The organism is Nocardia sp. NPDC005978 (genome assembly GCF_040614455.1).
Classification (GTDB): domain Bacteria; phylum Actinomycetota; class Actinomycetes; order Mycobacteriales; family Mycobacteriaceae; genus Nocardia.
Genome location: NZ_JBEXUS010000064.1, coordinates 14,097 through 39,722, shown reverse-complemented (window position 1 = coordinate 39,722; position 25,626 = coordinate 14,097). Strand labels below are relative to the sequence as shown.

At 68.7% G+C, this 25,626-nt stretch carries 23 protein-coding genes; 8 read left to right on the top strand and 15 right to left on the bottom strand.

Translation table 11 applies throughout. The features are described 5' to 3' along the window. Positions 1–7: 7 nt before the first annotated feature. Positions 8–487 (top strand): helix-turn-helix domain-containing protein, encoded by a 480-nt coding sequence (locus tag ABZ319_RS25825; protein WP_354989064.1) that lies wholly within the window; start codon positions 8–10, stop codon positions 485–487. Between the two features lie 18 nt (positions 488–505). Here the strand turns inward: ABZ319_RS25825 and ABZ319_RS25820 are convergent, their stop codons facing one another. The 4 genes from ABZ319_RS25820 to ABZ319_RS25805 all read right to left on the bottom strand — a co-directional run bounded on the left by ABZ319_RS25820 (position 506) and on the right by ABZ319_RS25805 (position 5,390). After that, positions 506–1,048 carry a DUF5946 family protein gene (locus ABZ319_RS25820; protein WP_354989063.1) on the bottom strand — a complete coding sequence of 181 codons (543 nt, stop codon included), beginning with the start codon at positions 1,046–1,048 and terminating at the stop codon, positions 506–508. A gap of 211 nt (positions 1,049–1,259) precedes the next feature. After that, on the bottom strand, positions 1,260–2,687 hold the full coding sequence (locus tag ABZ319_RS25815; RefSeq protein WP_354989062.1) for an FAD-dependent oxidoreductase: 1,428 nt from the start codon (positions 2,685–2,687) through the stop codon (positions 1,260–1,262). A gap of 101 nt (positions 2,688–2,788) precedes the next feature. Then, positions 2,789–3,901 carry a winged helix DNA-binding domain-containing protein gene (locus ABZ319_RS25810; RefSeq protein WP_354989061.1) on the bottom strand — a complete coding sequence of 371 codons (1,113 nt, stop codon included), beginning with the start codon at positions 3,899–3,901 and terminating at the stop codon, positions 2,789–2,791. A gap of 322 nt (positions 3,902–4,223) precedes the next feature. Next, positions 4,224–5,390 carry a thiolase family protein gene (locus ABZ319_RS25805; protein WP_354989060.1) on the bottom strand — a complete coding sequence of 389 codons (1,167 nt, stop codon included), beginning with the start codon at positions 5,388–5,390 and terminating at the stop codon, positions 4,224–4,226. Between the two features lie 138 nt (positions 5,391–5,528). Here ABZ319_RS25805 and ABZ319_RS25800 point away from each other — a divergent pair, with 138 nt between their 5' ends. Both ABZ319_RS25800 and ABZ319_RS25795 read left to right on the top strand, forming a co-directional pair. Beyond that, on the top strand, positions 5,529–6,248 hold the full coding sequence (locus ABZ319_RS25800; RefSeq protein WP_354989059.1) for a YoaK family protein: 720 nt from the start codon (positions 5,529–5,531) through the stop codon (positions 6,246–6,248). Positions 6,249–6,321: 73 nt separating this feature from the next. Then, positions 6,322–6,924 (top strand): HdeD family acid-resistance protein, encoded by a 603-nt coding sequence (locus ABZ319_RS25795; protein ID WP_354989058.1) that lies wholly within the window; start codon positions 6,322–6,324, stop codon positions 6,922–6,924. A gap of 57 nt (positions 6,925–6,981) precedes the next feature. On the opposite strand, the gene ABZ319_RS25790 is transcribed toward ABZ319_RS25795, so the two are convergent. The 5 genes from ABZ319_RS25790 to ABZ319_RS25770 are packed head-to-tail and all read right to left on the bottom strand — an operon-like array spanning position 6,982 to position 11,981. Continuing rightward, the gene (locus ABZ319_RS25790) at positions 6,982–7,860 is read right to left on the bottom strand and encodes a phosphoribulokinase (protein ID WP_354989057.1); all 879 of its coding nucleotides are present in this window, start codon (positions 7,858–7,860) and stop codon (positions 6,982–6,984) included. Positions 7,861–7,900: 40 nt separating this feature from the next. Next, positions 7,901–8,977, bottom strand: a complete 1,077-nt coding sequence (locus ABZ319_RS25785) for a class 1 fructose-bisphosphatase (protein WP_354989056.1) — start codon at positions 8,975–8,977, stop codon at positions 7,901–7,903. 16 nt (positions 8,978–8,993) lie between these two features. Then, positions 8,994–10,037, bottom strand: a complete 1,044-nt coding sequence (locus ABZ319_RS25780; protein ID WP_354989055.1) for an AAA family ATPase — start codon at positions 10,035–10,037, stop codon at positions 8,994–8,996. A 44-nt stretch (positions 10,038–10,081) separates the two neighbouring features. Then, positions 10,082–10,504 (bottom strand): ribulose bisphosphate carboxylase small subunit, encoded by a 423-nt coding sequence (locus tag ABZ319_RS25775; protein WP_354989054.1) that lies wholly within the window; start codon positions 10,502–10,504, stop codon positions 10,082–10,084. A gap of 22 nt (positions 10,505–10,526) precedes the next feature. Beyond that, a complete protein-coding gene (locus tag ABZ319_RS25770; protein ID WP_354989053.1) occupies positions 10,527–11,981 on the bottom strand; it encodes a form I ribulose bisphosphate carboxylase large subunit in 1,455 nt (484 codons plus the stop codon). A gap of 125 nt (positions 11,982–12,106) precedes the next feature. Between ABZ319_RS25770 and ABZ319_RS25765 the strand changes: the two genes are divergently transcribed. Beyond that, on the top strand, positions 12,107–12,982 hold the full coding sequence (locus ABZ319_RS25765) for a LysR substrate-binding domain-containing protein (RefSeq protein ID WP_354989052.1): 876 nt from the start codon (positions 12,107–12,109) through the stop codon (positions 12,980–12,982). Between the two features lie 100 nt (positions 12,983–13,082). After that, on the top strand, positions 13,083–13,907 hold the full coding sequence (locus ABZ319_RS25760) for an acyl-CoA thioesterase domain-containing protein (protein ID WP_354989051.1): 825 nt from the start codon (positions 13,083–13,085) through the stop codon (positions 13,905–13,907). A gap of 54 nt (positions 13,908–13,961) precedes the next feature. Here ABZ319_RS25760 and ABZ319_RS25755 read toward each other — a convergent pair whose 3' ends face one another. Next, positions 13,962–14,384, bottom strand: a complete 423-nt coding sequence (locus tag ABZ319_RS25755; RefSeq protein WP_354989050.1) for a VOC family protein — start codon at positions 14,382–14,384, stop codon at positions 13,962–13,964. A 95-nt stretch (positions 14,385–14,479) separates the two neighbouring features. Between ABZ319_RS25755 and ABZ319_RS25750 the strand changes: the two genes are divergently transcribed. Both ABZ319_RS25750 and thrS read left to right on the top strand, forming a co-directional pair. After that, on the top strand, positions 14,480–15,493 hold the full coding sequence (locus ABZ319_RS25750; RefSeq protein WP_354989049.1) for a WYL domain-containing protein: 1,014 nt from the start codon (positions 14,480–14,482) through the stop codon (positions 15,491–15,493). 422 nt (positions 15,494–15,915) lie between these two features. Beyond that, positions 15,916–17,127, top strand: a complete 1,212-nt coding sequence (thrS, locus tag ABZ319_RS25745; RefSeq protein ID WP_354989048.1) for a threonine--tRNA ligase — start codon at positions 15,916–15,918, stop codon at positions 17,125–17,127. A gap of 150 nt (positions 17,128–17,277) precedes the next feature. Here thrS and ABZ319_RS25740 read toward each other — a convergent pair whose 3' ends face one another. The 3 genes from ABZ319_RS25740 to ABZ319_RS25730 all read right to left on the bottom strand — a co-directional run bounded on the left by ABZ319_RS25740 (position 17,278) and on the right by ABZ319_RS25730 (position 21,076). Further along, positions 17,278–17,922 (bottom strand): hypothetical protein, encoded by a 645-nt coding sequence (locus ABZ319_RS25740; RefSeq protein WP_354989047.1) that lies wholly within the window; start codon positions 17,920–17,922, stop codon positions 17,278–17,280. A gap of 119 nt (positions 17,923–18,041) precedes the next feature. Then, positions 18,042–19,556: an alpha/beta hydrolase gene (locus ABZ319_RS25735; RefSeq protein WP_354989046.1), complete on the bottom strand. Its 1,515-nt coding sequence runs from the start codon at positions 19,554–19,556 to the stop codon at positions 18,042–18,044. 248 nt (positions 19,557–19,804) lie between these two features. Next, entirely contained in the window at positions 19,805–21,076 is a 1,272-nt protein-coding gene (locus ABZ319_RS25730; protein WP_354989045.1) for a serine hydrolase domain-containing protein, read from the bottom strand. Positions 21,077–21,264: 188 nt separating this feature from the next. Here ABZ319_RS25730 and ABZ319_RS25725 point away from each other — a divergent pair, with 188 nt between their 5' ends. After that, positions 21,265–22,473, top strand: coding sequence for a lipase family protein (locus tag ABZ319_RS25725; RefSeq protein WP_354989044.1), 1,209 nt, complete (start codon positions 21,265–21,267; stop codon positions 22,471–22,473). 58 nt (positions 22,474–22,531) lie between these two features. Here ABZ319_RS25725 and ABZ319_RS25720 read toward each other — a convergent pair whose 3' ends face one another. Further along, the gene (locus ABZ319_RS25720) at positions 22,532–23,701 is read right to left on the bottom strand and encodes a Cmx/CmrA family chloramphenicol efflux MFS transporter (protein ID WP_354989043.1); all 1,170 of its coding nucleotides are present in this window, start codon (positions 23,699–23,701) and stop codon (positions 22,532–22,534) included. Between the two features lie 553 nt (positions 23,702–24,254). Further along, on the bottom strand, positions 24,255–25,598 hold the full coding sequence (locus tag ABZ319_RS25715; protein ID WP_354989042.1) for an alpha/beta hydrolase-fold protein: 1,344 nt from the start codon (positions 25,596–25,598) through the stop codon (positions 24,255–24,257). Positions 25,599–25,626 lie beyond the last annotated feature (28 nt).

Below are 25,626 nucleotides of genomic sequence, written 5' to 3'. Positions count from 1 at the left end.
TGTTCCCATGCGCCGAACGAGCTTCGAGGACATGAACTGCTCCATCGCCCAATGCCTGGAGGTCGTGGGCGACTGGTGGACCCTGCTCATAGTCCGAGACGCCCTCTTCGGCGTGACCCGCTTCGACGACTTCCGCTCCCGCCTGGGCATAGCTCGCAACGTCCTGACCCAGCGCCTGGAACACCTGGTCGACCAGGGCGTCCTGACCCGCGAGCCCTACCAGGAGAACCCGCCCCGCCACGACTACAAACTGACGGAAAAGGGCCGCACCCTCTGGACGGTCGTCAACGCGATGCGCGAATGGGGCGACACCTGGTCGGCCCCCGACGGTCCCCCCGTCGAGGCGATCCACAAGACCTGCGGCCACAAGATGACGGTCACCCCCACCTGCTCCCACTGCGCGGCCCCCCTGACCCCCCGGGACATCCGCCCAACCCTCGGCCCCGGCGCCCGCACCCCGGACCTCCTCCCGAACCCCGCCCGCTAGCCCGGCTCCCGCCCGGGATCAGGCGCGAAAGCCGAAGCAGATGCGCTGAGGCACGGTGATGAATCCGCCGAGGTGCTCTCGGGTGATTGCGGCAACGTCGGCATGGTGCGGTTCCCAAGCGGCCCAGACGCTATCGGCCCATTCGTACAGCGACTCGGCGTGACCGATGACGAAGTTGACCATCAACCCGCGTTCGGCGACGTCGATGACCGTCATCGTGGGGACCGTGCGGGGACGGGTCAGCGGCGGTGAGGCGGGTCGGCCGAGTGCGTGCTGCGCCGAGAGCACTTCCGAGGCGGTGCGACCGTGTTCGATCGCCAGATAAAGCCCGGTCAGTGCGTGCACGAGGCGAGGGTTGTCGCCTTCCCGGCCGTGCTGGGCGATGTAGGTGTCGGTCGCCAGCTGCTGGAAGCGGTCCAGCGGGTGACGCTGCAGGCCGAATCCGCAGACTTCGGCGAAGACGGCAGCGCACGCGGGCGACGCGTCCACTCCGCGCGCGACGTCGCCGCGTTCCGCCGGCATCGCCAAACCGCAACCGGGACAGCACCTCCAGCCGATCATCTCGCTATCGGTACCGATCAGGGAAACTCGCGCAAGTGGAATTGGCCGCGGGCGTATCGTCCGGTCGGAGGTTGAACTCCGGAAGAGTTCGATCGGTGTGGTGACGCCGGCTGGTCACCAGGAGTCCGGTGGTGGCGTCAGTGCGTTCGTGACGGAAGTGTCGGGCCGGACCGCTCGTCGGACGCAGCGGCGGGTCGGTGGTTCGAGGTCGTCAACGGCGGTTCGGTTGGCGGCCGAACGTGGCCGTGGCGGTCAGTTCCTCCCACCGGGCGCGACTCGGGCCTTGGGACGGCGGCACGAAATCCGGGTGGTCCAGGAGCCAGAGCGCAACCCGGTGTGCGACATCCAGATTGGTCAGGAGACTGTCGGGGTGGTCGAGCAGGTGGCGGACCCGCAGCCGGGCGCGCAGGACGTGGGGATCGTCGAGCGCGCACCACGGCAGCGCGGCGAGTGGGGAGAACTCGGCGCGGGGGGATTCGGTCGGGGCGGGCGGGAGGGCCAGGTTGTTTTCGGTGGTCTTGTCGCCGCGCACCTGATGGTCGAACCAGGGGCCGAGGGTCTCGGTCATCCAGCGGTGGTGATCGAGGGTGAGTGTGCCGTCGGCGGCGTGGCCGGCGTGGGTGGCGATCCAGACCGCGGCTCGAAGCGCGAAGGGAATGCCCAGGCCGAGAGTGGGATTGGTGTGGATCGCGCTGTCGCCAACGAGGAGCAGGCCGGTGACGATCGGGCCGTGTTCGTCGACCAGGGCGGTGCGCCGGTTGTCCAGGCCCGCCATCACCAGTACGGGACTGATCGGATCGTGCGGGAGGGCGAGCCAGTCCGCACTGCCGGGGAAAGTGCGCGACAGGGACTCGAAGACCGCCGGGTCCCGCAGCGCCGCCCGGGTCGGATCCGTGGTCGAGACCACCAGGTGGGTTGCGAAAACCCCGTTGTCACTGGGGAATACGCCGCCCAGAGCGAAGGGTGTGGCTCCGCCGGTGGCTGTGGAGGATGGTCTGCGCGGCGCGCCGGGACGGAGCCGGTGCCAGCGGCAGAAGTAGGCGATGCGGGTGGGGTGGCTGTCGATGACTGCGGGGCGGGTGCCCGCGGCGGTCAGCCAGCGCGGAACCGGGGAACGCCGGCCCGCCGCGTCGATCACGAGATCGGCGGCGAGTTCACCGGAACCGCGGCGCACGCCGGTGACCCGGGGCACCGGACCGGAATACTCGAGCGTGAGACCGGTCGCCGGATCACCCTGTGCCATCGTGATTTCCGGCTGATCCCGGACCGCGCTCGCCAGCGCGCGCTCCACCACGATGCGCCGCGCCCGCAGGGTGACCAGCTCCGAATCGCCCGGTTGCGGCGGCACCGCGGCGAGCTGCTCGAAGTCGTTCCATTCCTCGGCCCCCAGGGCGAGCATGGTCGCGTACACATCGGGCGCTTCGGCCCGCAGCAGGGCGCGCACGGGCGCGTGCAGGTTGTGCGGTTGTACGGCCTGCGGCACGCCAGGCCGATGCCACTCCAGGAAGTCCGCTTCCAGATCGGCGCCGGCGCTTCGGCTTTCCCGTTCCAGCACCGTCACCGGGTGCCCGCGCCGCGCCAGGAAGAGCGCGGTCGCGAGCCCCGCGATACCGCCCCCGATGACAACGATTCCACCCACCATGCCCCCCTCGGGCGCGACGCTACCCGAGCAGGGTTAACACCCCGCGACTTGCATTCGTCGCGATCGGAACGCACCGCGGCTTCGGCACGCCCGGTCGGTCATTCGGCGCGCACGGTCAGCGCCGCAACACCCGTGGCGCGGGCGACCCGCGCCGCTTCGCGCTTCAACTCGCGCGCGGACGGTGCGGCGCCGTCGAACATGCTCACGACCACATCCCCCTCGGCGACGGCCCACGTACCGGCGATGCGCCCATCCACCAGCACCAGCGGCGAAATCCAGCCCGCGGCCCGGCTGACCTTCGCGCGATGTTCGGCCGGAAGCAGCGCGGTGTCGTTGGTCCCCGGACCCAGCACATATTGGTCGAACGACCCGAGCAACCGGACCGATGCCTCCGGCTCGATCGCGACCAACTCGTCGACATGCTCGGTGCGCAGATACCTGCGCCGCCCCTCCACCTCGACTTCGGTGAGCTCGTCACCCAGCTCGGCGAACCAGCGCCGAAGCACCGGCTTGCGGATGCTGCCCCGGCTCAGCCAGGCATCGAACGCTCCGGGCGTCGCGGGACCATAAGCGCCCAGGTACGTCCGGATCACCTCGGGCGCGGCCACATCCGGATCGGGGATGCCCTTCCACCCCGAAATCAGCCGCGCCGGATGGGTGAAGGTCACGGTGGTGCCGTCCACGGGCCCGTGGCACAGCGCCCCCTGCCAGGCGAGTGGTTTGAGTAGAGCGCCCCACCCCGAACGCAAGTGGTCCTCGAGCGGCTGGAAACGGCGTTCGGCGACAATGGACGACACCAACTCCTCACGCGTGAGGACCGCATCCCCGAGGATCTCCCCGACCGCGACCACGAGGGCGGCCACGTCGTCCGGTGTCGCACCGAAGGTCTTGACCCAGGACCCCTTCTCCCAGGTGCGAGCCGACGCCATCAGCGACAGCGCCCCCGCCGCGAAATCCGGTGTCAGCGCATGCAATGTCCCACGCATCGCCCAGGTCTTGACCAGCGACCCCGCCCGCAGTCCGGCCCCGACCCCGCCCGGCTCCCCCGCGCTACCGCGCAGCGCCACGGCCATTTCCGCCGCGGACGCCACCTGCGCCTGCACGCCACCGAGCCGCTCGGCGACCGCGACGGCATCGACCGCTGCGTCCGCACCGATGAACTGCCGCCGCATCCGCCACGCGAATACCTGTCCCCGGGTCACCGCGACCACGCTCAACCACCTTCCACCCGACTCATGACCCGCACCACGCTACGAGCAATCACCGACTTCCCGCGCCGGACACCCGGTTCGAACCGCATCCTCCACCGTCGTCCGCGTCGATGGTGGGTGCCCGCTTCGGCACCCAGCACACCCGACCCGACCGGAATCCAGCTACGCGGCCGAATTGGAAAAGCTCGGAAACCACTGTCGTGCAGTGGTTTCCGAGCTGGATGAAAAGCGCCGGTTGATCAGCCCGGCCGGACGCTGCGAGAGCGCGCCTACACAACGCCCGCCTGCGTCGGCCGAGATCGCGGCCCAGGGCGAGTCGCGCTCAGAGCCTTTCGATGATGGTGGCGTTGGCCAGCCCGCCCGCCTCGCACATCGTCATGAGCCCGTAGCGCCCACCGGTCTGCTCCAGGTGATTCAGCATGGTCGCGAGAATCCGGGTGCCCGAAGCTCCCAGCGGATGCCCCAGCGCGATGGCCCCGCCGCGCGGATTGAGCTTGGCCGGATCCGCGCCGAGCTCGTGCGCCCAGACCAGCGGCACGGGCGCGAACGCCTCGTTCACCTCGTACACGTCGATATCGTCGATCGTGAGCCCCGTGCGGGCCAGCACCTTGCGGGTGGCGGGAATAACCGCCGTCAGCATGAGCAGCGGATCATCGCCCACCACGGAGAAGGAATGGAACCGGGCGCGCGGGCGCAGGCGGAGCTCGGTCGCCTTCTGCTCGCTCATGATCAGCGCGGCGGACGCGCCGTCGCTGAGCGGGGACGAGTTGCCCGGGGTGATCGACCATTCGATCTCGGGGAACCGGGCCTTGAACTCCGCGTCCGCGAACGCCGGCTTCAATCCGGCCAGCCCCTCCGCCGAGGTGCTCGGGCGGATCGTCTCGTCGGCGGAAATCGTTCCGGCGGAGACGATCTCGTGGTCGAACCCGCCCGCCGCCGCGGTGGCCGCCGCGAGCCGGTGTGAGCGCGCGGCGAATTCGTCGAGCACGCCCCGGTCGAACTTCCAGCGCGCGGCGATCACCTCGGCCGCGATCCCCTGCTGGATCAGACCGTTCGGGTACCGCTGCGCGAGCGGACCGCGATTCGCGTCCGCCCCCTGGGCATTGGAGAACATGGGTACCCGCGACATGGATTCCACGCCGCAGGCGACGGCCACGTCGTACGCCCCGGCGAGCACGCCCTGGGCGGCGAAGTGCGCGGCCTGCTGGCTCGAGCCACACTGCCGGTCGACTGTGGTGGCCGGCACAGATTCCGGGAATCCGGCCGCCAGCGCCGCCGTGCGCGAGATGTTGAACGCCTGCTCGCCACTCTGGGTGACGCAACCACCGATCACATCATCGATAATCGCCGGATCGATCCCGGTACGCGCGACGAGCGCTTCCAGCACCCCGGACAGCAGTGTCGCCGGGTGCACTTCCGACAGTCCACCACCGGCTTTCCCCTTTCCGGTCGGGGTCCGGACCACGTCGACGATGACGGCGGAAGTCATGGCTACTCCTAGCGCTCTACTGCTCAACCAGATGTGAATTGTGGTTAACATAAGCACTGTACCCCACGTGCGGCGCGCGGTCAGCAGCCGTCTTTCGCACGCCGGAAGTTCTCAGGAAAAGGTTGCTAGCCTTTTGCCATGACTTCGAGCCGCGGCGAAGCTCTCGCACCCTTCTGGAATCTGGAGATGCGCCTGTCCGCCGTGCTGTCCGCGCTGGCCGGTTTCATCGGCGCGGCGGCGTACATGCACTCGGCCGGATATTTCGTCACGTTCATGACCGGCAACACCGAACGCGCCATTCTCGGCTTCTTTTCCGGTGACGCCACCCTGGCCGTCGGCGCCGCACTGCTCATCGCCTGCTTCGTCACCGGCGTGTTCGTGGCCTCGCTGTTCCGTCGGCACGTCTGGGAGAACCACCCGCACGGCGCGACCGTGCTGGCTACCGCCGCGCTATTGGTGGCCGCGGTCAGTGAGCATTTCATCGGCGAACGCAGCATCGGCCTGACTCCGATTCTGATCGTGGCCTTCGCGATGGGTGCGCTGAACACCTCGTTCGTGAAGAACGGCGAGGTCTCCATTCCGGTCAGTTACGTGACCGGCACGCTGGTGAAACTCGCGCAGGGCGTGGAACGGCACCTGGCCGGGGACGGCGGCCCGCGCGAGTGGCTCGGCTACGCCGTGCAATACGGCTCGTTCGCGCTCGGCGCGCTCATCGGCGGCCTGATCAGCGTGCCCGTGCAGGGCGAATACATGCTCGATACCGCCGTTGCCGGTTCGGCATTGGTGGCCGCCTATACCTGGCGCGCCGATATCCGCTGGGTCAAGCGCGAACTCAAACGGCACGCGGAAGTGGATTGACCCAAGTCACAACCGTGCACCACACCGCGCTAATTCACCGCAAATAGGATGAACTGGGCATATTGTCCCGAATATGACAACCAGCAAAGAGGAAGTTATTGAAGGGCCGGTCCACGCGCTGGCCCGGGGCGCCTGGCAGTCGATCCTGGTCACCGGCATCCTCTCGGTGGCGCTGGGAATTCTGATCCTTGCCTGGCCGGGCAAGACGCTGCTCATCGCGGGCGTGCTGTTCGGCATCTACCTGATCCTGTCCGGCGTCTTCCAGCTGATCGCGGCCTTCGGTCTGCACCTCAGCGCCGGCATGAGAATCCTGTCCTTCATCAGCGCGATCCTGTCGCTGATCCTGGGCTTCCTGTGCTTCCACGACTGGACCGAACGCGGCGAGGCCACCGCGGTCCTGCTGCTGGCCATCTGGATCGGCATCAGCTGGATCTTCCGCGGCGTCAGCTCGCTGATCACCGGCATCTCCGGTGACGGCATGCCGGGCCGCGGCTGGACGATCTTCTTCGGCATCGTGCTGGTCATCGGTGGCGGCTGGCTGATCGCGGCGCCGTTCACCTCGCTGCTGACCCTGACCCTGGTGGTGGGCTGGTGGCTGATCTTCATCGGCATCATGGAGATCATCAGCTCGTTCCAGGTCCGCAAGGCGGCCAAGGATGTTCCGGCCGCGGTCTGATCCCAGCGCGACACGGTCCGGCGGCCGTCCCGAACAGGGACGGCCGCCGGATTCGTTTCACCGCATTCGCTTGGGCCGCTTGTCCATCAGCCGCAGGATCAGCGGCGTGAAGATCAACTGCATGGCCAGGTCCATCTTCCCGCCCGGCACCACGATGCTGTTGGGCCGGGACATGAACGAATCGTGCAGCATCGACAGCAGATACGGGAAGTCGATCACCTTCGGATCGGCGAAGCGGATCACCACGAAACTCTCGTCCGCGGTCGGAATCGTGCGCGCGGTAAAAGGATTCGAGGTATCCACCGTCGGCACCCGCTGAAAATTCACATACGTCCGCGAGAACTGCGGGCAGATGTGCTTCACGTAGTCGGGCATGCGCCGCAGGATCGTATCGATGATGGCCTCGCTCGAGTACCCGCGTTCGTTCTTGTCGCGGTGCACCTTCTGAATCCACTCCAGATTCACGATCGGCACCACCCCGACCAGCAGATCCGTGTAGTTGCCCACGTCGATGCCGTCGGTCACCGCCGCCCCGTGCAAACCCTCGTAGAACAGCAGATCACTGCCCGGCGAGAGTTCCTCCCAGGGCGTGAACGTGCCCGCCGGCTGCCCGAACGGCTTTGCCTCGCGGTCGTTGTGCAGATACCGCCGCACATTCCCGACCCCGGTCTCGCCGTAGTCGCGGAACAGCATCTCGAGCTCCCCCAGCAGATTCGCCTCCGGCCCGAAATGCGAGAACGTCAGATTGCGACTGGCTTCGGCCTCGGCCATGGCCAGCTGCATCTCGTTGCGGTTGAAGCGGTGGAACGAGTCTCCCTCCACGATGGCCGCGTTGATTCCCTCGCGCCGGAATATCTCCTGGAAGGTCCGCGTGACGCTGGTCGTTCCCGCACCGGACGACCCGGTGATCGCGACCACCGGATGTTTGACCGACATGGCACCTCCTCGATTGCCGGACAACTGATTTCGCGACGCCTCAGCGCCCGGCCGACCGGAACAGCGACCGCGACCCGAACAGCGAGGCGTCGAAGCTCGGCCCGCCGTCGGGTTCGGCGTGATAGCGCACGATCCGCTCGACCTCGTTGCGCGAGCCGAAGATGAACGGCACCCGTTCGTGCAGCTCCCCCGGCTTCACGTCCAGCACCCGTTCGTGCCCGGTGGTCGCCGCCCCGCCCGCCTGTTCGACGATGAACGCGATCGGATTGGCCCCGTACAACAGCGACACCCGCCCCGGACGATCCGGATGGCGGGTGTCGCGCGGGTACAGATACATGCCCCCGCGGGTCAGAATGTGGAAGGTGTCCGCGACCAGCGAGGCCACCCACCGCATGTTGAAATCGCGTCCGCGCGGTCCGTCCTGCCCCTGTAGGCATTCGTGCACGTACCGCCGCACCGGTCGCTGCCAGAACCGCTCGTTGGCCGCGTTGATCGCGAAACCCGAAGTGTCCTCGGGTATTCGCATGCCCGGATGGGTGAGCACGAACGCCCCGACCTCACGATCGAGGGTGAATCCGTCCACCCCGTTCCCGGTGGTGAGCACCAGCATCGTCGCCGGCCCGTAGAGCGTGAATCCCGCGCAGACCTGCTGCACCCCCGGTTGCAGGAAGTCCTCGCCGGTGGCCGCACGTCCGTCCTCCGGCGCGCGCAGCACGCTGAAAATCGTTCCGACGGGCAGGTTCACGTCGATGTTGCTCGATCCATCGAGCGGATCGAAGGCCAGCAGATACTTCCCCCGCCGATACTCGGTCGGCACCGCGTGGAACCCGCTCATCTGCTCGGAGACCAGCGCCGACAGCGGCCCGGTCCACTGACTCTCTCCCACCATGATGTCGTGCGCAATCGCGTCGAGCTGGCGATGCACCGCGCGCGGCGCCTTGTCCGCGCCCGTGCCGCCCAGCGACCCCACGATGGCGCCCCTGGTCACCTGGTTGGCGATCATCTTGGTCGCGGTGGCCAGCACGTTCACCAGCGCCGAGAATTCCCCGGACGATCCGGGATGGCGATGCTCGGACTCGATGGTGTACCGGGTGAGAGTCTTCAATCCTTCGGGCATACGCCTGCTCATTTCCTCACTGGGGGGCGCCCTCCGATACGGAGGTTTCCGTGAACACGCTGCTGCCGTAGACGTCGTTGTCGGTCAGCGTGATCAGGTCGGTGCGGCTCAGCGGCCGGTGCAGCTCCACCAGGCGTTTGGCCTGGCGCAGCCGGCAGCGGTCGATGGCATTGCGCACGCTGCGGGCGTTGGCGAAGCGCGGGCGGGTCATGCGCAGTTCGAGATAGCGCGAGAACGCCTCCACCCCGGCGTCGTCGAGGCTGAAATTCTCCTGCGTCACCATGAGCTGGGCGATGCGCAGGAGCTCGTCGTGGGTGTAGTCGGGGAACTCGATGTGGTGGGCCACCCGCGAGGACAGGCCGGGGTTGGCGGAGAAGAAGACCTCCATGCGATCCGGGTAGCCGGCGAAGATCACCACGAGGCTGGTGCGCTCGTTCTCCATCTCCTGCAGCAGGATTTCGATGACCTCCTGCCCGTAATCGCGTTCGTTCTCCGGCCGGAACAGGTAGTACGCCTCGTCGATGAACAGCACGCCCCCGGCGGCCTTGGCCAGGGCCTCCTTGGTCTTGGGCGCGGTGTGACCGATGAACTGGCCGACCAGGTCGTCGCGGGTAACGGTGTGCACCTTGGGTTTACGGATGTAGCCCAGGGCGTGCAGCATCTGAGCCATGCGCAGCGCCACCGTGGTCTTGCCCGTGCCCGGCCCGCCGGTGAAGCTCATGTGCATGGTCGGGCGGGTGGCCTGCAGGCCGAAGCGCTGACGGGCGCGGTCGATCAGCAGCAGCGCCGCGATCTCCCGCACCCGGCGCTTGACGTTGGCCAGGCCGATCAGTTCGGCGTCGAGCCTGGTCAGGGTGTCCTCGACGTCCTTGCCCGCCATATCGGCGGACAGATCGAGCAGGGCGTCCTCGGCGAGCGGGTGGTCGGCCGCCGTGTCCTCGGGTCGGGGGCCGTCGGCGGCCGCACCGCGCACCGGCGCGGGGCTCGTGGCCCCGGGCCGATGCATCTGAAACCCGTTCGCCGCGGGCCCGGCCGCAGGTTGCCGGGCGCTCGGTGCCACGGGATACTCCTTGCTCACTTCGAACCTCTCGCTCGGAAAACGGTTCAGCCGCTGTAGCGTTCGCCGGGCCTGTCGTCCAGCGCGTACGCGTGGTAGCTGTACCGCTGGCGCCGGTCGCTGGCGTCGGTGCGATCGAGCCGGAAGCCGGGTTCGTGGGCCGGGCGCTGCACCAGGAAGCTCAGTGCGGTGGTCTGGCGGCCGTACGTGGCGTCATAGGCGGTGACGCGAATGTAGTGCCGCGGGAACGTGGCTCGGCAGGTATTGATCTCGGCGAGTACGCCGTCGGGCTCGTCGAGATCGAACAGCGGCAGACCCCACATCTCCCAGTACACATTGCGCGGGTGCGGATCGTCGGTGTATTCGATGGAGACCGGCCAATTGTTGAGCAGGGCGTAGCGCACCTGCGCGGCGATCTCGGCGTCGGTGAAGTCGGGCAGGTGAGAAAACGTGCCGTGACGCAGTTGCATTGCGGTTCCTCGTCTTTCGGCGTCAGCGTGAGCTGGTGGGTACGGCGTCGGGGGCATCGGTGGAGGTGTACTCGAAGGTCACGTCACCCCAGACCTGCAGCGCCGCCTCGAGCGGCTTGCAGGTCTCGGCGGCCCGGCGCAGCGCTTCGGGGCCCTCTTTCAGCAGATCGCGGCCCTCGTTGCGGAGCTTCACGACCGCTTCCAGCGCAACGCGATTGGCTTCCGCGCCCGCCGCGATGCCCATCGGGTGGCCGATGGTGCCGCCGCCGAACTGCAGCACCACGTCGTCACCGAACAGGTCCAGCAGTTGATGCATCTGCCCGGCGTGGATGCCGCCCGAGGCCACCGGCATGACGCCCGGCAGGCTGGCCCAGTCCTGGTCGAAGAAGATGCCGTTGCGCGGATTCGCGGGAACGTGGTTGTCGCGCAACGTGTCGTAGAAGCCCTTGACCGTGTACGGGTCGCCCTCGAGCTTGCCGATGACGGTGCCGGCGTGCACGTGATCGACCCCGATGAGCCGGCACCACTTGGCCAGCACCCGGAAACTCACGCCGTGCGTCTTCTGCCGGGTGAAGGTGGAGTGCCCGGCCCGGTGCAGATGCAGCAGCATGCCGTTGCGCCGCGCCCACTTGGACATGGACTGCATGGCCGTGTAGCCGACCGTCAGATCCATCATGATGATCATGCTGCCGATGGACTTGGCAAACTCCGCGCGTTCGTACATGTCCTCCATGTCGGCCGCGGTGACATTCATGTAATGGCCTTTGAGCTCGCCCGTTTCGGCGGTCGCGCGATTGACGCCCTCCATGGCGAACAGGAAGCGATCGCGCCAGCGCATGAACGGCTGCGAGTTGATGTTCTCGTCGTCCTTGGTGAAATCGAGCCCGCCCTTGCAGGCTTCGTACACCACGCGACCGTAGTTTCGCGCGGAAAGACCCAATTTCGGTTTCACCGTCGCGCCGAGCAGTGGCCGGCCGTACTTATTCAGATACTCGCGCTCCATGACGATTCCGTGCGGAGCGCCCTGAAAGGTCTTGACATACGCCACCGGAATACGCATATCTTCGAGCCGCAGGGCCTGCAGCGGTTTGAATCCGAAGACATTGCCGATCACCGACGAGGTGAGATTGGTGATCGAACCCTCTTCGAAGAGATCCAGATCGTAGGCGACGTAGCCGAAGTACTCCCCCGGCCGGCCCGGCACGTCCTCCACCCGGTAGCACTTGGCCTGGTAGCGGTCGTGCGCGGTGAGCCGGTCGGTCCACACCACGGTCCAGGTGGCCGTGGAGGATTCGCCCGCGACGGCCGCGCACGCCTCGATCGGATCCACCCCGGGCTGCGGGGTGACCCGGAAGACCGCGAGGATGTCGGTATCCTTGGGCTGATAGTCCGGTGCGTAATAACCCATGGACGCATAGGTGTTCACACCCGGATCCCAGCGACCGCGTTCACCGTTCTGATCGTCAGTTCCGGCCATCGTTTCCTCCTGCGAACGGTGCTGGGGCGCTTCCGATTCCAAGGATGACGGCCGATTTCCGGACGGACAATGCGATTGTTCCTCGTCTCGCTCAACCATTTCGTCAAGTTTGCTACCGTCTGAAGATGGGTACGGTGAGTGCGGTCCGCATGGAAACCTTTCTCGCCGTCGCCCGGCACAGCAGCATCCGCCGGGCCGCCGCGCAGCTGCACATCACCGAGGCGGCCGCGTCGGCCGCGGTGGCGCACATCGAGAAACAACTGGACGCGAAACTGATCGCGAAATCCGGCCGCGGAATCGCGTTGACCGAGGCCGGGCGGGTATACGCGGATTATTGCCGCAGCATTCTGGGCCTGATGAAGGAGGCGCATGCCGCGGTGCGCGAGGCCGAAACCGGCCGGCTCCGAATCGGGGTGGTCGCCACGGCCGGCGAGTACGTGCTGCTGCGGCTGCTGGCGTCGTTTCGCAATCGCTATCCCGATATCGAACTCGGCCTCTCGATCCAGCCGCGCGATGTATTGTTTCTCGAATTGAACCACCACGAAACCGATCTCGTGGTCGCCGGTCGCCCGCCCCGCGACGGCACGCTCGTCACCCGCGCCCGCCGCCCCTGTCAGCTGGTGGTGGTCGGCGCGCCCGGCCGCTGGCCCGACGTCACCGAAGCCACCTGGCTACTGCGTGGCGCGGGCTCGGGTACCCGCGACACCACGCTCGCGCTGTTCGACCGGCTCCAGATCCGCCCGCCCACCCTGACCCTGGGCACGCACGGCGCCGCGCTGGCCGCGGCCCGAGAAGGGCTCGGTATCACGCTCATTCACACCGACGCCATCGAATCGGACCTGAGTGAGGGCAGGCTCGAGGTGCTGGACATCGAGGGCACCCCGCTCACCCGGCCCTGGCACGCGGTGACCACTCGGACCCCGACCCCCGCCGCACGGCTGTTCCTGGCGCACATCACCGATCCCGAGCGGGTCGGGGACAAGGCGTTCCGCGGCGCGTGAACGGAGTCCATACCTCCGGTATAGCCCGGCCCGGTGTTCGGTGAATTGTGAAACATGCTCTAATGCAAGAGATCTTGATGGCGAGAAGGGTTCGGGACGCGTGGTCGCATTTTTCACTTTGGTCGATGATCACTATGTGGCGACCGAGATGTCCATCAGTCCGTGGTCGCCGAACCAGCTCGGCGGCACCGCGGTGTGCGGTCTGCTCGCCCGCGAACTGGAATGGCATTGTCCCGGAGACGATTTCATTCCCGCACGCTTCACCGTCGACCTGTTCCGCCCGGTGCTGAACGAGCCGATCCGCATGTACAGCGAGGTGGTGCGCGACGGCCGCCGGGTGCGCGTCATCGACGCCGCCATCATTCAGCAGGATCAGGTGCGCGCCCGGGCGACGGTCATGTACGTGGCGGCCGGCGATCAGCCGCCCGGGCAGGTGTGGCAGGCGACGCGGCACCTGCCGCAACCCGAACAGCCGCTGACCGCGCCCGAAGGCTCGCCGCCGCTGTTCAAATCCGGTGATCTGGACTGGACCGGCGACTTCGCCTCCGGCCAGAACAGTGAACGAAAGTCGGCCTGGCACAACCTGCCCGCTCTGGTCGAGGGCGAGCCCATCTCCCCTTTCCAGCGCGCTGCTTTCGTCGGCGACGCCACGAACCTGGTCTGCAACTGGGGCACCGAGGGCGTCGGCTACATCAACAGCGATCTGACCGTGACCCTGGCCCGCCTGCCCCTGGGCCCCGAGCTGGGTATCCTCGCCCAGGACCAGGTGGCGGGCGACGGCATCGCGATCGCGACCGCCACTATCTACGACCGCACCGGCCCCCTGGGCACCTGCGTGGTGACCGGCATCTCCAACGCCCGCCGCCAGGTCGATCTGGCCGCTTTCGCCGAGGCCCAGGACTTCCAGACCCCCAGCTTCCCCTGAAAACGACCCCGGGCCGATCGGGCGGCCCGGGTGTGCGTCCGGTGTGTCCGGGGTTCACCCGTGGTATTCGACCGCCACGTCCAGCACCCAGGTGACCCCGAAGCGGTCACGCAGCATCCCGTAGGCGGGCGCCCAGCCCGACGGGGCCAGCGGGGCGAGGACCGTGGCGCGCTCGGACAGGCCCTTCCAGTACTCGGTGATCTCCTCGACGGTCTCCCCCCGCACCGAGACGAACACCGGATTCACACCGGCGTCGTACGGGGTCGCCTCGGGTACGTCATAGGCCATGACGTGGAAGCCGTTGTCCGAGAGCACCTGTCCCCACATGATCTGGTCGGCCGCGGATTCGGTGGTCACCGCGTTCGCGTCGCGGTAGGTGATGACCGTGAGGTCGCCGCCGAACACCGAGCGGTAGAACTCCAGGGCCGCCCGGGCCTCGCCGCGGAAGTTCAGGTGCGTGGTGGTCTGGATGGTCATGATCGACTCCTTGCTCTCGTATCGGCTGGTCCGAAACACCACTCTCTCGAGAGAAGAGGCCAGGATGTGTCCGCTACTCGAGGCAGTATGAAAACATGCCGAAGACTTCCGGACGCCTGCTGGCCCTGCTCTCGCTGTTGCAGGCCCGGCGCGACTGGCCCGGCGCGCTGCTGGCCGAGCGGCTCGACATCAGTCCGCGCACCGTGCGCCGCGATATCGACCGGCTCCGCGAACTCGGATATCCCATCGCGACGGCGAAGGGTCCGGACGGCGGTTATCGCCTGGAAGCGGGCGCGGAGCTGCCGCCCCTGCTGTTCGACGACGAGCAGGCGGTCGCCGTGGCCGTGGCGCTGCGGACCGCGACCCTGGGCGGCGCGGATATCTCCGAAGCGGCCCTGCGCGCGTTGCAGACCGTCCGGCAGGTGATGCCCGCGCGCCTGCGCGCCCGGATGGACGCCCTGCGCTTCGCGACCGTCGAACGCCCGGGCGGCGATCCGCGCGATCGGGTGAGCTCCGATGTCCTGCTCGCCCTCAGCGCGGCGGTGCGCGCCCGCGAGGTGCTGCGCTTCGACTACGCGTCCGAATCGGCCGGGCCGCAACCCGATTCCCCGCCCCGCCGCGTGGAGCCCCACCACCTCGTGGTCCGCGCCGGCCGCTGGTATCTGCTGGCCTGGGACCTGGACCGCGCCGACTGGCGCACCTTCCGCGCCGACCGCATGACCCCGCGCATCCCCACCGGCCCCCGCTTCACCCCGCGCGACCTCCCCGCCCCCGACCCCGCCACCTTCGTGAACGCGAAATTCCGCGGCTCCCCCGACGCCACCGCCCCGGCCTGGCCCTGCACCGGCGAAGCGATCCTCGACCTCCCCCTGTCCGCCATCACCCCCTTCCTCCACGACGGCACCGCCGAGCCCGTGACCCCCACCCGCACCCGCGTGACCCTGGGCTCCTGGTCCTGGCCCGCCCTGGCCGCGTCTCTCGGCAGGTTCGACACGGCCATCGAGGTCATCGACCCCCCGGCCCTCCGAACGGCTTTCGCGGACCTCGCCCGCCGCTATGCTGCCGCGGCACAGGAGAATCCGCCCGCCCCGGGCAAGCTCAGGAGCTGAACACCGGAGCGGGATCCGGTGCGGCCTGCTCCGCATGCACCTCGGTCCGGGCCTGCGCCCGCAACGCCCCCGGATCCCACCTCTCCTGCCAGGGCCCGACCACCCCGCCTCCGAGTCCCGTCGCCGCGCTCGAGTCACCAGCACCGCGTAGGCCCCGGCGGTGACCACGATCGGCGATATCGCCGCCCCCGAACGGCCATCACGCTGGCCATCCCCGGACGCTATCGATCGATATTCGGACCGGTCCCACGGAAATCGGTTGCCGGGCGGGCGTTTGCGAGATACCTTCGCCGACATGCAGCGCGTACTCGTCACCACGACGCCGGAGCACCCGGCGCGCTGATGCATCTCTGATCAAGCCCCGGGCGGACGCCCGGGGCTTTCTCGTGTCGTCTCCGCCCGTCAACGGAAGGACGACACTCGTGTACGACCATCGGAAACTGGGCCGGGATCTCGGCCTCTTCGACACCGACCCGCTCATCGGGGCGGGACTGCCGTACTGGCTCCCGGATGGCGCGATCGTGCGGCAGAGCCTCGAGGACTACATCCGGGTCGTCGAACGGCGGGCCGGATATCAGCACGTGTACTCCCCCGTTCTCGGGAAGCGCGAACTCTACGAGATATCCGGGCACCTGGCGCACTACGCCGACGACATGTATCCGCCGATGGACATCGGCGACGAGCAGGTCGTGTTGCGCCCGAGCCTGTGCCCGCATCACGCGCTGATGTACCGCTCCCGGTCCCACAGCTACCGCGAATTGCCCTTGCGGATGGCCGAACTCGGCGTGATGTACCGCTCGGAGCTGTCGGGCGTGCTCGGCGGGCTGACCCGGGTGCGCTGTATCCATCTCAACGACGCGCACATCTTCTGCACTCTCGACCAGGTCGCCGACGAGGCAGCCGCCGCGCTCGCGTTGATCGCCGCCGCCTACCGCGACATGGGAATCGCCGACGCGCGCTATCGACTCTCCCTGCCGGGTGCCGGTAGCAAATACGTTGCCGCGCCGGAGATGTGGCTGCGGGCGACCGAGATTCTGCGACAGGTGCTCGACCGGGCCGAGGTGCCCTACGACGCGGTCGAGGGCGAGGCCGCGTTCTACGGCCCGAAGATCGACATCCAGGTCACCGATCACGCCGGGCGGGAGTCGACCCTGTCCACCGTGCAGGTCGACTTCCATCAGCCCGAGCGGTTCGGCCTGCACTACGTCGGCGCGGACGGTGACCGCCACCGGCCGGTCATGGTGCACCGCAGCATCATCGGCAGTGTGGAGCGCGCGGTCGCGCACCTGATCGAACAGCACGGCGGCGCCTTCCCGGCGTGGCTCGCCCCGGTGCAGGTCGTAGTGCTGCCGGTGTCCGAAGCCCAGGACTCGGCCGCCGCCGCACTTCGCGACGACTGCCTGCGCGCCGACCTGCGGGTGCGGGTGGTGAGCGACGGCAGCCTGGCGGCCCGGGTGCGCGAAACCCGGCTCGCGCCCTATCAATTCATCCTCGGCGCGCAGGAGGCCGCCGCCGGCGAGGTGTCGATCCGCCTGCGGGACGGGCGGCGGCTGCCCGCACTGCGCGCCGTCGACGCTGTCGCCCGTGTCGCCGCACAGGTGAAGGCACGCGACACTCGCCTGTGGTCCGACTGACAGACCATCGGCGACGACCACGCCACGGGCGCCGGGCTCCCACACGAGCTGGGTCACCGCTATCCGAACCGCTCGTCACCGGGCGGTTCGGGCCATGATCCGCGCCCCGGCCTTCGTGGCGTCGGCCGAACAACCTCTCGAACCGGACCGTCAGCCGAAGGAGATCAGTGTGTTGTTCGCGACCGAGACCCGCGCGCTCTCGAAGAGCGTCAGCCACACTTCGCGTTCGCGAGCGAAGGGATCGTCGTCTTCCGTCCGGGCCATTGTCGCCGCCACCTCGTCGGTGAGCACCCCGTCCCGAAGTTCGATGCCGAGATAGGGCGCGAGGTAGGTCAATTCGCGCAGCAGCGCCACCGACGACCCGAGGATGCCGCCGGGCAGCGCGATATCGGCGGCCTCCGCGGCCAGCACATGGTCGAAATCGATGGGAACGTAGCAGCCTTCGGCATCGGAATGGCTGATGAGATGGCAGTCGAACATGTACAGCAGATCGTCGACCAGCTCGTCCTCGGTGGGAGGCTCGCCGGCGGCGACGGGCGTCAGCGGCTCGGAGGGGTTGGTGTACGCGTGCGCGTAGGCCCGGCGCAGGTAGTGCAGAAAGCTGTACGGAAAGCTGCCCATATGCTCGCGCCCGGTCGCCGCACCCCGTGTTTCCGGTTCCTCGTGCGCGGGCAGGTCGTTCTCGGCCAGCACCCGATTGATCGCGGCGAGGTCCCGCCGCAGATCCTCGGCGTACTCGAGGTCCCCCTCCGACAGCGCGTAAGCGTAGGAATGAACTGATATCGCTAGACCCATGGGGCGAGAGCGTACGGCGGCCCGGCGACAGTCGCACCCATGTCGTTTCGCCCACCCGGCGCCGGACCGTTGCGGCATCCGTCCGGATGCCGCCGTCGCCGTGGCCGGGTGGCCCGCCGCTACCGCGGGAAGTAGCTCGGATCCGCCGCGCAGGTGATGTCCTCGGCGGGCAGGACGCCGTCGGCGAGATAGGTGTTGACCGCGTCGGTGACACACGGGCTCAAACCCACCCGGAACGCGCCGTGAATCCTGGTGTCCGCCAGCGTCACCAGTCGTGACCCGGTCAAACGGCGGTGCAGCGCAACGCCTTCCTCGTACACGGTGCGGGTGTCATGGGTCGAGGCCAAGATGAGCGCGGGATGGGCGTTGCCGATCTCGGTGGGCGGCTCGACCGGATCCGGCCAGTACGCGCACGCGCTGATGTTGTTCGCGAACGCCCCGAATATCGGCTGGGTGGCGCGGGTGCGCTCGATGTTGGCCAGGTACCAGGCGGGATCGCGGGGAGCGGCGCGGTCCCCGCACAGCACCGCCGCCAGGCTCGCGGCCTCGAGCGGCACCGCGGCGGTGACCTTGGCCTTGAGATCGTCCAGATCGATGGGCTTGCCCTCGGCGCCGTCGGAGATCATGCGCACCACCGTGGCCAGGCGCGCGTTGAACTGCGGATTGGACAGCAGCGCGAACACCATGAGCGGCACGGTGTGCTCGTCGACCAGGAAGCTGGTGTTGAACACCGGATGCGCTCCGGCCCGGCGAATCGTGTCGGCGACGAAGGCCCGCACCGCGGGGGCGGTCGCGCCGAACCGATACTCGTCGTCATGCCCGGCCGCCCACGCGGCCCAGTCGTCGAGCGCGTATTCGTTGGCGGGTCCCATGTGCTGGTAGTGCCCGATCCAGATCATGTCCGGATCCACGGCGCTGTCCAGCACGACCCGGTCCACCCGGTCCGGGAACATCTGCGTGTACACCGATCCGAGGTAGGTCCCGTAGGACGCACCGAAGTAGCTGAACTTCTGCTCGCCGAACGCGCTGCGCACGATGTCCATGTCGCGAGCGGTGTTGCGGGTGTTGATGTTCCGGATCTTGTCCGGATCGGGCGCGACGCACGCGGTGGCCAAGGCGCTGGCGAGGGCGGTGTCGCGCGCGTACCCGAACAGGTCGAACCCGGCCGAGAACAGGATGCTGGGCACCGGCAGCGCGCAGCCGACCTTGTCCGAGCGCCCGATGCCCCGGGGGTCCATCCCGATCAGGTCGTACCGCGCTCGCACCTCGGCCGAGAAGTTCTGCTGCGTGGTCACCATGTATCGCAGGCCGGTGCCGCCCGGCCCGCCCGGATTGGACATGAGGATGCCGCGCCGCTGCCCGGGGTCGGTCGCCGCGATCCGCGAGAGCGCCAGCGTCAGCGTGCGCCCGTCGGGCTTGCTGTAGTCCAGCGGCACAACCACATTCGCACACTGCGCCCCGGCCTGGTCCAGCTGCGCGTCGTCACACCCCCGCCACCGCAGTTCCTGCCCGTAGTACCGTTCCAGCCCCGGTGCGGCCTCGGGCCCCGTCGCGCTCGCGGCCGGCGCCGCCGCGACCGCTCCCGCGGCCAGCAGCGACACACTCAGCACGACTCGAATCCACCCGGCGGGCATCTGTTCTCCTCACGGTCCTGTTCCGAGTGCGAACCCTACTGTGAGCGAGCCCGCCGGACGCCCTGATCACCCACGAAGTCGTCCGCGACATCCCGGCCCGGCTGCGTGTTCGTCCTCGACCGCCCCGATAACTCGGGGCACGAGTGCCCGGTGAGCGGGTCGGTTCGGCCCTCGTCGACCCGGACCCCGGGGCGCGAAGCGATGCGCCGAACGGGGTTCCTCGTGTCGCCGTGGCGAACCGCCCCTGCCTAACGCGTCGTGGGCACGGGCTCCGACGACCCGCTCGGGCCCGGCGAGGGACGCGCCGGATCGTGGCCACCGACCGCGTTCGCGCCGTAGAACGTCGGCAGGATGCCCTTGACCAGAACGAGCGCCGAACCTTCCCCGGCAGGCACCGCCGCCAGATTCGTGGCGATCACGATGGTGCGATCGGCGTCGGGGTCGTGACCCATGAACGTCATGAAGCCCGGAATCTGCCCGTCGTGGCCGAGCAGGTGTTCGCCGAACCGGACGATGCCCAAGCCGTAGCCCGCGACACCGGGATTGGCGGGGTCGATCGGCTCGATGCTGTCGAGCCGGGTCTGCTGCATGCGCGCGTCGAGCAGTCCGCCGTCGGCGAGCGCTTTCACATAGGTGGCCATGTCGTCGACGGTGCCGATCGCCGCGCCCGCGGTCCACGCCCAGGACGGGCTCGCGACGGTCTGATCGGTGGGCAGCAGCGTTCCGGCGACGGCGGCCGCCTGCTGATCCGGCGGCAGCGCGTAGGTGTCGATGGTCGAGACATTGGTGCCGAAGGCATAGCCCCGCGGGTGCGGATCCGGGATCGCGTCGTCGTTCGCGGCCGGGAAACTGGTGTTCCGCAGGTTCAGCGGTTCGAAGATGCGGGTTCGGAAACTCTCCGCCACAGCGGTTTTCGTCACCTGCTCGATGACCAGCCCGAGCAGGATGGTGTTGGTGTTGGAGTATTCGAAGCGCGCGCCGGGCTCGAAATTGGCCGGGTGCGCGAAGGCGATGTCCAGCAGTTGCCGCGGCGTCCAGACCCGGCGCGGGTCCGCGTCCAGTGCGGCGTTGAAGTCCGGATCGAAGGTGTAGCTGTACAGCCCGCTGCGCATCTCGGCCAATTGGGCGAGGGTGATCCGATCGCCGCCGGGCACGTCGGGCACGTATTTCGCGATCGGATCGTCCAGTGCGAGTTTGCCCTCCTGCGCCAGTTGCAGGAGCACGGTCACGGTCATCGTCTTGGTATTGCTGCCGATGCGATAGTGATCGTCCACGGTGATCGGGTCGTTCTCGCCGATCGTCCCGGTACCGAACGTGGCGGTCCAATCGCCGTCCGACGGTGATCGGATCACCACCGCAGCCCCGGGAATAGCGTTGTCCCGCATCAGTTTCTCGATGATCGGCCGCAGTGTCGCCGCGTAATCGGGCTCGGCGGCCGACTCGCTCGACGTCCCGCATCCCGCCGCGGCCGCCAGCCCCGCGGCCAGCAACAATGCCCCCAAACTCCGCCGGTATCCCATAACGCGCTCCGTCCGGGTCCGCTGGATACGTGCTCAGCTCCCGCTCAGCCTAACTCCGAACCGACCGGTCTCTACTGACTTTGCCGGACTTCGATCCGAGCTTCGGCAATCGGCCGCGAAATCGAGAGCGAGGTGTCTAAAGTTCTTCGTAGAAGCTCTTCGATCGACCGCTAGGACTCTTCCCCTTCATGCGAAAGCTCGCCCTCTGCGCGCTGCTGGCCGCGCTGCCCCTGACCGCCTCGGCCGTCGCCGCCGCCCAGCCGCCCCCCGCGGTCCAGCCCCCGCTGCCCGCCGAGGATTCGTTCTATCGATACGACGGCGCGCTCGCGGACATGGCACCCGGCGCCGTCCTGCGCACCCGGCAGGTGAGCGCCGCCCTGCCCGGCGCCGCGACCCAGGCGCTGTATCGCACCACCGATCAGCTGGGCCGACCGGCGGTGACCGCCGCGCTGATCGTGCGCCCGCTCGGAGCCGGCGGCGCGCCCCGCCTGGTCTCGTATCAGGCGGCATACGACGCGCTCAGCTCGCGGTGCAATCCTTCCTACGCCACGGCTTTCGGCCCGCCGGGGCTGGACCACGCGGTGCTCACCGCGGCCCTGGCGGCCGGATATTCCGTGGTGACAGCGGATTACGAAGGGACCGGCCTGCACTACGGGGCGGGGCACGAATCCGGCTACGGCACCCTCGACGGCATCCGGGCGGCCGAACAGGTCCTGGACGTCGCCCCCGGTGCCACACCCGTTGCGCTGCTGGGCTTCTCCGGCGGCGGCCTCGCGACCCAGTTCGCCGCCGAACTCGCGGCCCGGTACGCGCCGGAGCTGCGCATCGTGGGCGCGGTGGAAGGCGGACTGCCGGTGAACTTCCTGCACACCATCGACTACATCGACGGCACGCCCGTGTGGTCGAAAGTGCTGCCGCTGGTGCTCACCGGCATCAGCCGGGGCTTCGAAGTGGACCTCACGCCCTACCTGTCGCCGTACGGAACACAGATCATGGCGCGTGCGGCCGACCTGTGCGCCCTCGAGGCGCAGGCGCTGCCGGTGATCGAGATGCGGTCGCTCTTCGCCCCCGAATACGCCGACTACCACCGCTTCTCGCCCCTGACCGACATGACCGGCGCGCTCGTCATGGGCACCGTCGGCACGCCCCGGTTCCCGATGCTCATCGCCTTCGGCAACAGCGACGGCATCGGGGACGGGGTCGCCCTGGCCGAGGACCAGCGCAGCCTGGCACGCACCCTCTGTGCCGGCGGGGCGCCGGTGGAAGTTCGCGAGTACGCCGGCCTCGACCACGTTGCCGCCGGGCTGGCCGCCCTCGCCGCCGGAATGCCTTACATCGCAGACCGTTTCGCCGGGGTTCCGCCGGTGAACATCTGCGCCGCGCCGTCCGGGAACTGACGCCGATACGTTGTCCCGGTGTGCCGGAACCGGATCGGGGACGCGTGCGTGCTCGGGATCAGCGCGGCGCCGGAACAGCTCGGGGCGCGACGACCCGCAGCAGCGGCAGCGCGATGACGAGCGCTATCGCCATCAGGAGGCCGCTCACCCACACGGGGCCGAGTTCACCCGCGCCGAGGGTCGCCGCGGCCACCGCGGGGCCACCCGCGGCGCCGATGTTGAGCGCGGCCGTCGCGTACGACCCGCCCATGGTGGGTGCGTTCTCGGCCGCGTAGAGCACGCGCGCGATCAGGGTGCTGCCGACCGCGAAGGCCAGCGCCCCCTGGACGAACACCAGACTCAGCAGCGCCGCCGGCTGCGCGGCCAGGACGCCCAGTGCGATCCAGCCGAGCAGCAGCGCCGGGCCGCCGAACGCGATCACCTTGCCGGGCCGGCGATCCGAGATGCGTCCGGCCACGGTGACACCGGCGAACGAGCCCAGGCCGAACAGCGTCAGCGCCACCGGAACCCACAGTTCGCCCAGCCCGGCCGTGCCGGTGACGATCGGGGCCAGGAACGTGAACGTGGCGAAGGTCGCGGCATTGACCAGCGCGCCGAGGACGATGACCAGTAGCAGTCCGGGCCGGGCCAACTCGCCGATCTCGTCGCGCAGGGACGGTGCGGTCGCGTTGTCCGCGGCTCCCGCATCGGCGGGGATTCCCCGGACGATGCCGTACGCGGCGGGCACGCAGAGCAGCGCGATCGCCCAGAACGTAGCTCGGTAGCCGAGCAACGCCCCGAGCAGCGCGCCACCCGGGGCCCCGGCGACGGTGGCCAGTGTGGTGCCGGACAGTAGAACCGCCAGCGCGCGGCCCTTCCGATCAGCGGCCACCAGTGCGGCGGCGGTGCTCAACGCGACGGCGAGAAATCCGGCGTTGGCCAGCGCCGCGATCACACGCGTCCCCAGCAGCACCCCGAAACTCGTCGTGAGCGCACCCACGAGATGCGCCGCGGCGAAGAGCAATACGAAGAACAGCAGTGTCGTCCGGGCGCGGGCACGGCGTGCGAGCGCGGCCATCAGCGGCGCGCCCACAACCATGCCGACGGCGAACGCCGACGTGAGCAGCCCCGCCGCACCGATCGACACGTCGAGTGTCGCGGCGATGTCGGGCACCAGGCCCGCGAGCATGAATTCGGAAGTGCCCATGGCGAATACCGCCACGGCAAGCAGGTAGAGGAAAACAGGCATCGAGAACTCCGAAGTGAGAGAACGACAGGAAGACGTCTCGTCACCGCGGCCGGGACCCGAAGGTGCGCACGATCGCCCCGCGGCAAGTTGCCGCGGAACGCGATTCAAGTACTCAGTCGTTGCGGGGGCCGGCGGCGTGACCGCGAGCCCCCATCTCATTCGCCTCGGGCGTCACCATGCCGCCCACCCTAACCCGCACCCACCGCCGGCCCTGAATCGCCCCGCGATGGTCACACGCACCCTGCTCGACGGGCGGTGAGCTATGGCTCGTCTCCCGCACCCGCGCTGACCCTGTGCGGGACAACACCGATCGGTGCGGGACGGGCAGGCGTCCGAACGAGTTGTTCGTCGTTGCGGACGGCGTTCGGCAGCACCCGGGATCTGTAACCGGCGGCGGCCACAACCGTGGTGCGGTAGGCATGTGCTCGATACTCGGCGTACCCGCGCGCCCGGAGGGCACGCCGCGTCGAACAGCCCGCACGCGGCCGCCGAGGTCGCCGTGCGCACGGGGCGGCCCAGCGTTCCACCCGCCGACGCGAGTGCACTCCCGCTCTCAGCCTTCGAACGACACCTCGGCGGTGCGCGCGCTGGCCACTGCGCCCGGCGTGTACTGCTGTTGCCGATCGGCAGGGCCCAGATCCACCGAGACCGTCACGCGGCCTTCGGCATCGGGGGTCACGAGGGACCGGATTCCGTCGACCGTGACGGTGACCGCTGCTCGCTTGGCGAACAGCGGCGGGGTCGTGACCGTGGTCGTGCCACTGCCGGTGAGCCGCAGCCCGCGTGCGCTCACCTCGTGCAGATCCAGGAACTGGGCCGCCCGGGCGGGATCGGTGCGCACGTCCCAGCCCCAGACCTCGAAGGCCGGTTCGATCGAGCGGTAGTCGAAGGACTCCGGGACCGCCGCCGGGTCGGCGAACAGCTCCTCGAATCGCGTTATGGCGGCTCGCATCTCGTATTGGAACAGCGCCACACCGTGGCAACCCCAGGGCAGTTCGACCCACTCGTGTGCGATTCCCAACTCCAGCATGCGCTCGTGCGTGCTCACGCTCGGTCCGTGAATCGCCGCGCTCTCCAGCGCGCACCCGACCGAGGCTTCGACCTGTGTCTCCCCGTGCGCCGGGTCGTAAACCCCGTTGCCGGTGTAGAGCTGGAGGTCGACCCCGGCCAGGTTGCTCGCCAGATCGGCGGGATTGTGCCCGCGCCAGCGGATCTCCTGGCTCGCGCGCGGGCCGTAGATGGCGTCGGGAGCCGCGCCCTGCAGCGCCGGCGCGATCGAGACCACGTTCCAGGTGTCGGGCATGTTGGTGTCGGCCGCGCCGGACAGGCTTGCGGCGGCGGCGAATTCGTCGGGATGCCGCGCAGCGAGTAGCAGGGTGCCCGCGCCGCCCATGGACTCCCCCATGATCGCGCGGTGGGCGCGATCGGCGTGGGTGGCGAAGCTCGCGTCGATGAGCGGTATCAGCTGATCGATCACGAACGTCTCGTATTTCGCGCTGCCGTCGAGCCAATCGGACCAGAATCCGGCGTCACCGCGCGGGGAGACCACCAGGGAGGGGTAGTCGGCGGTGATGGTCTCCCCGTCGTAGATCGCCCGGAAGGTGGCCTCGTCGTGCGCGGTTCCGGCCAGGTAGTAGGTGACCGGCCAGCGGCGCGCACCGCCCGGTTCGTAGCCGGCGGGGAACGTCACCTCCACCGGGACGGGCGCGGCGAACGCATCGGTGGCGACCGTCAGTTGCACGGTGCGCGGGGTCAGCCAGTGCTGGGCGGTGATCACCGCGGCCGCGGCAGCGGGTGCCGCCGACACCGGCGCACAGGCCACCGCGATACCCGCGCCCAGCGCGGCACTCAACAGGGCCCGGCGGCGGCGCGGCAGGCGATCAGCGGACTCATCCATGGTGTATTCCTTGCTACGAGAAAGAGAT

Bases quoted from the DNA above. Each gene is read 5' to 3' on its own strand.
- ABZ319_RS25775 (WP_354989054.1), bottom strand. From the start codon at position 10,504: ATGCAACTGCGTCACGGCACGTTTTCTCACCTGCCCGACTTCACCGAC.
- ABZ319_RS25825 (WP_354989064.1), top strand. From the start codon at position 8: ATGCGCCGAACGAGCTTCGAGGACATGAACTGCTCCATCGCCCAATGC.
- ABZ319_RS25720 (WP_354989043.1), bottom strand. From the start codon at position 23,701: ATGCCTGTTTTCCTCTACCTGCTTGCCGTGGCGGTATTCGCCATGGGC.
- ABZ319_RS25715 (WP_354989042.1), bottom strand. From the start codon at position 25,598: ATGGATGAGTCCGCTGATCGCCTGCCGCGCCGCCGCCGGGCCCTGTTG.
- ABZ319_RS25770 (WP_354989053.1), bottom strand. From the start codon at position 11,981: ATGGCCGGAACTGACGATCAGAACGGTGAACGCGGTCGCTGGGATCCG.
- ABZ319_RS25820 (WP_354989063.1), bottom strand. From the start codon at position 1,048: ATGATCGGCTGGAGGTGCTGTCCCGGTTGCGGTTTGGCGATGCCGGCG.
- ABZ319_RS25785 (WP_354989056.1), bottom strand. From the start codon at position 8,977: ATGCCCGAAGGATTGAAGACTCTCACCCGGTACACCATCGAGTCCGAG.
- ABZ319_RS25795 (WP_354989058.1), top strand. From the start codon at position 6,322: ATGACAACCAGCAAAGAGGAAGTTATTGAAGGGCCGGTCCACGCGCTG.
- ABZ319_RS25735 (WP_354989046.1), bottom strand. From the start codon at position 19,556: ATGCCCGCCGGGTGGATTCGAGTCGTGCTGAGTGTGTCGCTGCTGGCC.
- ABZ319_RS25755 (WP_354989050.1), bottom strand. From the start codon at position 14,384: ATGACCATCCAGACCACCACGCACCTGAACTTCCGCGGCGAGGCCCGG.
- ABZ319_RS25765 (WP_354989052.1), top strand. From the start codon at position 12,107: ATGGGTACGGTGAGTGCGGTCCGCATGGAAACCTTTCTCGCCGTCGCC.
- ABZ319_RS25725 (WP_354989044.1), top strand. From the start codon at position 21,265: ATGCGAAAGCTCGCCCTCTGCGCGCTGCTGGCCGCGCTGCCCCTGACC.
- ABZ319_RS25800 (WP_354989059.1), top strand. From the start codon at position 5,529: ATGACTTCGAGCCGCGGCGAAGCTCTCGCACCCTTCTGGAATCTGGAG.
- ABZ319_RS25750 (WP_354989049.1), top strand. From the start codon at position 14,480: ATGCCGAAGACTTCCGGACGCCTGCTGGCCCTGCTCTCGCTGTTGCAG.
- ABZ319_RS25790 (WP_354989057.1), bottom strand. From the start codon at position 7,860: ATGTCGGTCAAACATCCGGTGGTCGCGATCACCGGGTCGTCCGGTGCG.
- ABZ319_RS25730 (WP_354989045.1), bottom strand. From the start codon at position 21,076: ATGGGATACCGGCGGAGTTTGGGGGCATTGTTGCTGGCCGCGGGGCTG.
- ABZ319_RS25805 (WP_354989060.1), bottom strand. From the start codon at position 5,390: ATGACTTCCGCCGTCATCGTCGACGTGGTCCGGACCCCGACCGGAAAG.
- ABZ319_RS25740 (WP_354989047.1), bottom strand. From the start codon at position 17,922: ATGGGTCTAGCGATATCAGTTCATTCCTACGCTTACGCGCTGTCGGAG.